The following is a 7,819-nucleotide window of genomic DNA, read 5'->3' on the forward strand; positions in this document are numbered from 1 at the left end:
TCTAATTGATGTACCCAAGAATTATTAAATATATCACAAAAGTTAACAACTTGCACTATAATTGACAATAATTACTGTCAATTTTGTATTTTATACAGGGAACTCTATTTCTAGTAAAGTGAATTTCCTGAGTATCATTACAACTTCTGGATTGTTGATAATTAGGGTGTAATGAATTATCTTTAATCTAAAACAATTTATATTTCAGAGCAAAGTAAAAAATAATTTTTTTTCTTTTTAATTAATGGTGATACCTATGAAAGCTATTGATGTCAGTCAACATATTATTATCATTCCGAATCACCGCTTAGACTTAGCTGGAGCAAATGTGATTAAGCAGCAATTCATATCTCTACTAGAAAAAAACTACAATCTTTGGATTATTGATATGGCCAATGTGGAGTTTATAGATAGTTCTGGTTTAAGTGCATTAGTTATTGGTTTAAAAAAGGCTCGTGAACATGGCTGTAATTTAGCTATCTGTAACCTTAACCCCACAGCTAGATTGGTTTTTGAAATTACTCAGTTAGATAGGGTTTTTCAAATTTTTGATAGTATTGATGATGTTTTTTTAGATTCTCATGGAAAATTAATAACAGCTTAAGTTAAGCTGATTTTTAAATTCTCGGCTCAGATGCTAAATTTAATAGTAACTGAGCCGTTCTTACAGTAGTTCACTAATTATAAAAATACTATTCTCTTGAGATAAAACTTGATAATAATGCTAAGATAGAATATCATACCTATCTCAGCAAATATTTACTTAAATTAAGCATTTCCAAACGTCGGCATCTCTACAGAAGAACCTGGTTGTCCCTGACCAAAAGCAGGTAAATCTAGGCCATTAGCACGACGATTTCTAACTGCTAGACGATAACTAACACTTTGTAACTCTGCATGAAGTTGACGGTTTTCCTTTTGCAATATTTCCACTTTTTCAAGTACTTCTGCAAGTCGTTCGGAGAATTTTTGACGATAGACTTCTGGTAGCTCTTGTACTACTTGTTCTAACATTTGGGAGCGGTCTGTTAACTCTTGCACAGAATGACGTAAATTATATACTTCTGCATCTCGTTCAGAGATTTGTTCTTGATAAAAATTTACTTGTTGTTCAACTTCATTGAGTTGTTCCTTTAAACTCTGCATTTGAGATTGGTAACTTTCAGGAACTGTTGATGTTGGTACTATACTTGTATTTCCCTTAACTAATCGAAAAAGTTCTTGAGACAATTGTTGAATTAATTGGTCTCGCATTTGTAATTCTTCGTTAAGACGAGATACTTCAAGTTGAAGTTGTTGTGAATTTAACTTTTGCATCTGCTTCACTTTAAGTTTGCTCCTAATTATTCAGTAGTTCCTATATAACTTATATTTTATATTTAGAAATAGTATAGCTCTATAGCTAATATAATTAGACATCTTCAATAATAAAAAATAAAATCAATTATCCCACAGAAATTATCAATTCTTTCCCCCTACTCCCGACTCCCTTTTTTCTGGAGATGTCTATTGATAATGTAAAGGAAATAGGAGAGGAGTCTCCCCTATTTTAAGATGCTCAAGTTCTACTTTTTTGTTGAATTTGCCTTTTTTGGGTTAATCAAAACTCTCAAATTTGTTAGTCCAAATAATTAGGGTGCATCTCAATGCAAGAATAAAGCCAAAAAATTATCGCTTTTAGGCAACAGGCAACAGCTCATCTGGCAACAGGCAAAAGGGAATAGAGAATAGGGAATATATAGGAAAAAAGTATTTTTGCAAATATTGAGATGCACCCAATAATTATGTGCTGCCGTGAAACATTACTATTCCACTGCTGCTAATGGTTTTGGTCGTTCTTGAGTATCTGGTACAGTAGTATCTGGTGTAGTATTTTTGGGTACTTCCTGTTTAATCGTTAAGTAACGAATAACCTCTTCACTCAAACGCATTGCCCTCTCCAATACAGCTATTTGAGTCGGAGGACCTTGATAATTCATCTGAACATATGTACCTTCTCGATGATCGTTGATCTCATAGGCTAAACGACGCTTACCACGATGTTGAATTTCTATGTCGTAAGCGCCCTGCTCCTGCAATAAATCTTTATATTTTGCAATTTCTTGTTCTACCTGTTCTTCATTCAGGTCTGGACGCAGGATATACATTGTTTCATAAATGAATGGTTTCATGGAAATAATCTCCTTTCGGACTACATGGCTTCTAGCAAATTTATGCAGAAGCAAGGATCTTTTATCTTACAAAATTTTCACCACAAAGACAAAATAAAGGGTGTGAGTGTGAAAAATATTTAGCGCACTTGCATATAAACAGCTTCAGAAATAGTAGGTATTTCTGCGTAGCGTCCCATGACTGATTGAACTACTGCATAGATAAATGATGCTAGAATTCCGATGAATATCATATTAGAGAGAGTTTCCAGAATAAATCCTCCTAAACTTGCTCCCAAGATTTGCAGAATTAGACCACACAAGATTAAAATAATATCCAGTAAAATTGCTTGCATTGTATTGAAACGAATAAAGTGAGATATATTTTCATTTCTCACTACTAACAAGAACAGAGCGAAGAAAACTATTAGGCCAAAGAAGGGTATACCTCTATAAATCTGTAACAAAGGGCTAAGAAGAACTGGTATTATCTGTATGGGAGGGAACTGTTGGAATAAATATCTGCCATACACTAACCCATCTAGCAAGGGTAATAGATAAGGTAAGCTAGCAAAAATTCGGTCTTGAACAGTTGTAGAACCGCGCCAATTCATTGTAAAATACTCCTGAGTTTGATGATAAGTAAGTAAATATAAATTCAGGATAGCGCAGTAGTTAGATAACTTCAGCCCTGGATCGTATTTTGTGGCCTAAAAAATCACTAAACTTTCAAATTTTCAGTAATTTTAAGAAAAAAATAAAAATACTTTCTTTCTTTGGGAAAAAGTCAAAGGTAGGCCCTTCCTTACTAGGACTCAAGTTTCAAGCACAAGTGCCTAGTTTTTCACTATAATTAGGTAGATAGTCACCATCTAAAAAATGATGCAATAGAAGCAATACTTGTATTAGTCTACCTGTTGGTGCCTCTAAAAATATTATTCTATATTCTTCAAATAAGTAGTCCTAAATAATTGATCAAAAAAACAAAAAAGTAGATAATTAAAGTGTTAAGTGTTTAAAACTGTGTTTTGCTCAGTAATGAAGATATTTTCTACACAACTCAAATCTGAGCGAACTATTTTGTTTACTTTTAAGATACATTTAAATGATTAGCTTCAAGGCTAAATGCACTATTTTAATCTACTTTTAATTTTCATCCTGACTATAGTTTTTTTATTTGAGATGTAAATCTAGATAGAGTTTTTTGTTATAAAAAAAAGCGCACCGAACAAATACCCTATCTCCTGGTGTTTGCTACTAACTATATTAATGCTGTTTTTCCTCCTTTACTATTCCCTGTTTAATAGTACTTGGTTTTCACTTCCCAGATAAAAATGCTATATCAAACTAATAATTTTTTGTAATTATATGAAATCCGGTTATACAGGTTATACAATTATTGCAAAACTACCTCCACTCAATGTAGACATTTCACGGAATACCTCTAGATAATTGCCATGCTCAATTCTTCTTTTCTCCTGACTCGCTCTTCCTGACTCCTGACTCCGAGGGCTATACGATAAATTATCCGGATTCTATATTATTCTATACTGGCAACGCGGAAACCCATTTGACACTCATACTGATCTGCTTGAGTATCTGATAACTTAGGAACTGGATGACCACAACGTAATTGACCACCTTTCCATCGGGGTTGACCACTTCTATCGGCTAACAAACAACTTTGACAAACTTGTTGAGGAGCAACTAGCTGATTTTCCATTAAAATAACTAACATAAATTACACCTCCAGGAATATCCCATATGGTGTATCTATTGTAAGCGATGATTATAGCAGAAGTAGGTATATTGGTACAGAAATTAACATTTACTGAAGATGCAGTGATGAAATCAGCTTATGAAGTCAAAAGTCAAAATTTAAAAGTCAAAAGTCAAAAGTAAGATTTTAACTCAAAAGTTAAAAATTATGGGATGAAGTCAAAAGTCAAAATTTAAAAGTCAAAAGTAAGATTTTATAGGCTCGAAACTTTAATCTCATAGTAATTTCAGGAAATTATTTCATATCTACATATCTAAAAAAGTATGAAAATTTTGACTCACTTCCACTGATTTTAACAGAATTTGTAGTAATCAACTATTTATTCCCCCGCACTAGACCAAATTTTATTAATCCTCGTTCATATCCACTACTCATTAACTCCAAGGAAAGGGCAGCTTGAATTGTTGTCCAACCACTAAAGAGTAAGTTCATAATTACTTTAGGGTCAAAAGCTGATTCGATCACAATATTCCAGAAGGGAGCAGCAGCAGTTGACCAGTCAGCAGTGCAGATATTTTGAAAGCCGACATTTTGGGCGATCGCTTCATATTCTGGCAAAGAAATAACATAAGGCAGAGCATAGACGCGATATATTTCGGCTAGATGTCTCCTTTCATCGTCAGTTAGTTGTCCATAGGAGCTACCAACTGGACGATGACACCAAGTAGCCATAATTATAGTTCCACCTGGTTTGAGGACTCTATGGCATTCTTGCAAAAATTTCTGTTTATTAGGCATGTGTTCTCCACTTTCGAGAGACCATACCAAGTCAAATGATTCATCGGCAAAGGGCATTTCTAAAGCATTTGCCACTATAAAATTAGTAGTTTGACTTAAGTTGGCTACATCAGCTCGTTCTTTAGCTCTTTGGGCCTGGACGGGAGAAAGGGTAATGCCAGTGGCAGTGGCATGAAATTTTTCGGCTAAGTACAATGTACTACCGCCTATACCACAACCGACGTCCAGGATCGAGGTAGGAGGCCAAAAATTTGATTTTTCATTTAATGCTCCCCATTGAAGTAGTTCTTCAATCATGTCTATTTGGGCTTGTCGTCTATTTTTTTTCTGCTTACCATCTTGTCCATAATGGCCATGGTGCATGTGTTCGCCCCACGCTTGTTCCCATAGACTGGAGGAAGCATCATAGAATTGTTGAATCTGTTCGATTAAGTTTGAGGTCATAATTATTAATCAATTAAGATTGAGGATTTATTTTCCTGGACTATTATATAGCAATCATATTTCAGTTGTAAGATTTTAGTAGTAATTAGGAGTCAGGAGTCAGGAGTCAGGATTAAGAATATAAAAGGATTTTGATGGCTTTTAATTGTTATTAAATATCTCATAAATTTTTCCTGATTACTACATAATTTAACACAAAATTTAAAGGTTTAAAATTATTATTTTTCTAGAAAAAAATTAAGTGTTTGTAATTTTAGATGTTAATTTATGCCATTATTAATGTGAATTACTGTAAGCATTTAGGTGTCAGCTAGTCTCCTACTGAGAAACTATGTTAACAGCCATCAGCTATTAACTTAATTGCCCTTTTTTGAGGAATCAGAGTTGAAAGATTTAATAGAATTAAAAGTCTGAAATAAATTAGCTACTTGCTCACGACTCAATATTACTCAAATTCTTAAACTACTAATTTCTGAAAGCTGACCGCTAATGGCTTAATGGTTACGAATTAGTATAAGTTATTTGTGATTGAAATAACTCGCCTAAATTTTAAATATACATACTAAAAATTTGAAATGAGTTTAGCTAGAACTGTATGTAAAGGTTTTATTGCTGTTATTATTATTGGTGCTATATTACTCATGTTACCTATTTCTGTGAGTAATGGAAATTGGAGTCATCCTGTAACTGCTTTATTCACAGCAACTTCTGCTGTTTGTGTGACGGGACTTTCTGTTGTGAATGTGGGGGAATATTATTCTTTTTGGGGGCAATTATTTCTATTGTTATTGGTTCAAATTGGAGCTTTGGGTTATATGACTGCTACAACTATTCTTTTGTTGTTGCTTGGTCGTAAATTTCGTCTGCGGGAAAAAGTGGCTCTTCAGCAATCTTTGGAACAAGTAGGATTGGCTGGTGTAGAACCTTTAATTAAGTCGATTTTGGCTACAACAATTGTGTTTGAATTGACTGGTATTTTGTTGCTTTTGTTTGTTTTTGTTCCAAATTATGGGTTTAAAGAAGGTCTTTGGTATTCTGTTTTTCATAGTATAAATGCTTTTAATAACGCTGGTTTTAGTTTATATGCAGATGGGTTTATTAAGTATGTCAAATCTCCGTTACTAAATTTTGTGATTACTGGCTTGATTATATTTGGAGGATTGGGTTATCAAGTGATTATGGAAATATATTTATGGCTGAAAAGTTGTTGGAAAAAAGAGCAAGTTTTTCACACTTTTTCTCTACATTTTAAAGTGGTTACTAATACAAATATTTTTTTATTAATTTTTGGTATTATTACTTTTTTTATTGCCGAATTTAACAATCCTCAGACTCTAGAAAATTTTAACTTAGGGCAAAAATTAATTGCTGTTTGGTTTCAATCTGTTACTACTAGAACGGCGGGTTTTAATACTATTGATATTGGGAATTTGACTGATGCTGGTTTATTTATCACGATTGTTTTAATGTTTATTGGTGCTAGTCCGGGTAGCACTGGAGGGGGTATTAAAACTACAACTTTTAGAATATTATTGAATAGTACAAAAGCAGCTTTACAGGGTAGGGAAGAAGTTTTATGTTATCAACGTAAGATTCCGGTTATAGTTATTATTAAGGCTATTGGTGTGGTTTTTGCCTCAGGTTCATTAGTGGCGATCGCTACTACTTTAGCTGCTTTTGCTGACCCAGAATTAGAGTCAATTCAAATTTTATTTGAAGTTATATCTGCTTTTGCTACAGTTGGTTTATCTACGGGAGTTACTTCTAATTTTACAATTCCCGGGCAATTAGTATTGATTTTAACTATGTATATAGGTAGGGTGGGTGTCTTACTATTAGTTTCTACTATTTTTGCTGAACAAAATCCTAGTGCGGTTCAGTATCCAGAGGAAAATTTATTTGTATAATTTTTGAGTTTTAGGGAGTAGAGAGTAGGGAATAGAAAAGAAGAAAAATAACTTTACCTTAGTAACTTGAGAAACCCTATATTGATGCTAAAGTTAAAAACACAGCAAAAAAACTAAGAGAACAAATTTAGTTAGTTGTGAAAAATTTTTCTCAGCATTGGTAAAATCTGAAAATAGATATTTTGGAGGCAACGTTATTTTTGCTATTTATAGCAATGTGCGCTGGCATATTTACAAATTACAGGAACTGTCCAATAGCTAAAAATCTTATATTATCAGTTTTTTATTCCCCTATTGCCTGTTGCCTGCGCGCAGCGCCATACAATATAGAAGCTATAACGTTGAATTTTTAGTGAAATTATCGTCTTGGAATTTTTGGCAAAATTTAAAATCTGAAACTAAACAATTTGCAGTAATTGGTTTGGGAAGATTTGGTAAAGCAGTGTGTCTAACTCTGCATAATTTGGGCTATGAAGTTTTGGCTATTGATAGAGAAGAAAAAAGAGTAAATCAAGCTTTAACTGACAAAATATCTTCTCATGCTTTAGAGCTTGATTCAACAGAAATTAATGCCATTAAACAAGCTGGTATTTCAGATTTTGATACAGTAATTGTTGCAATTGGCAATTATTTGTCGGAAAGTATTATTACTACTCTCAATCTTAAAGAAGTAGGAGTAAAATTTGTAGTAGCTAAAGCTTCTTCAGAAACTCATGTCAAACTTTTAAACAAGGTTGGAGCAGACTATGTGGTATTTCCAGAGAGAGAAATGGGTTGCGAATTAGCACGATTATTGAGTA

Annotated in this window: 8 protein-coding genes; 3 read left to right on the plus strand and 5 right to left on the minus strand. The window is 33.3% G+C overall.

What is annotated here, in order from left to right; translation table 11 throughout:
- Nucleotides 1-244 precede the first annotated feature (244 nt).
- Nucleotides 245-604, plus strand: a complete 360-nt coding sequence (locus tag F6K13_RS09435; protein WP_287287275.1) for an STAS domain-containing protein — start codon at nucleotides 245-247, stop codon at nucleotides 602-604.
- Between the two features lie 164 nt (nucleotides 605-768).
- Here the strand turns inward: F6K13_RS09435 and F6K13_RS09440 are convergent, their stop codons facing one another.
- The 5 genes from F6K13_RS09440 to F6K13_RS09460 form a co-directional block, all read right to left on the minus strand.
- Complete coding sequence (locus tag F6K13_RS09440) at nucleotides 769-1,326, minus strand: Npun_F5560 family protein (RefSeq protein WP_375339357.1); 558 nt, start codon at nucleotides 1,324-1,326, stop codon at nucleotides 769-771.
- 479 nt (nucleotides 1,327-1,805) lie between these two features.
- Complete coding sequence (gene rpsF, locus F6K13_RS09445) at nucleotides 1,806-2,171, minus strand: 30S ribosomal protein S6 (protein WP_124146185.1); 366 nt, start codon at nucleotides 2,169-2,171, stop codon at nucleotides 1,806-1,808.
- A 119-nt stretch (nucleotides 2,172-2,290) separates the two neighbouring features.
- A complete protein-coding gene (locus tag F6K13_RS09450; protein ID WP_124146186.1) occupies nucleotides 2,291-2,764 on the minus strand; it encodes a Tic20 family protein in 474 nt (157 codons plus the stop codon).
- Between the two features lie 926 nt (nucleotides 2,765-3,690).
- Nucleotides 3,691-3,888 (minus strand): hypothetical protein, encoded by a 198-nt coding sequence (locus F6K13_RS09455; protein ID WP_124146187.1) that lies wholly within the window; start codon nucleotides 3,886-3,888, stop codon nucleotides 3,691-3,693.
- Between the two features lie 357 nt (nucleotides 3,889-4,245).
- On the minus strand, nucleotides 4,246-5,112 hold the full coding sequence (locus tag F6K13_RS09460; RefSeq protein ID WP_124146188.1) for a methyltransferase domain-containing protein: 867 nt from the start codon (nucleotides 5,110-5,112) through the stop codon (nucleotides 4,246-4,248).
- A gap of 575 nt (nucleotides 5,113-5,687) precedes the next feature.
- On the opposite strand from F6K13_RS09460, the gene F6K13_RS09465 reads away from it, so the two are divergent.
- Together F6K13_RS09465 and F6K13_RS09470 are read left to right on the plus strand one after the other, a co-directional pair.
- Complete coding sequence (locus tag F6K13_RS09465; RefSeq protein ID WP_124146189.1) at nucleotides 5,688-7,019, plus strand: TrkH family potassium uptake protein; 1,332 nt, start codon at nucleotides 5,688-5,690, stop codon at nucleotides 7,017-7,019.
- Between the two features lie 352 nt (nucleotides 7,020-7,371).
- Nucleotides 7,372-7,819, plus strand: a 448-nt coding sequence (locus tag F6K13_RS09470; protein WP_287287276.1) for a TrkA family potassium uptake protein, incomplete at its 3' end; no start/stop codon positions are given.

This window comes from Okeania sp. SIO2B9 (genome assembly GCF_010672505.1).
In the GTDB taxonomy this organism is placed as follows: domain Bacteria; phylum Cyanobacteriota; class Cyanobacteriia; order Cyanobacteriales; family Microcoleaceae; genus Okeania; species Okeania hirsuta.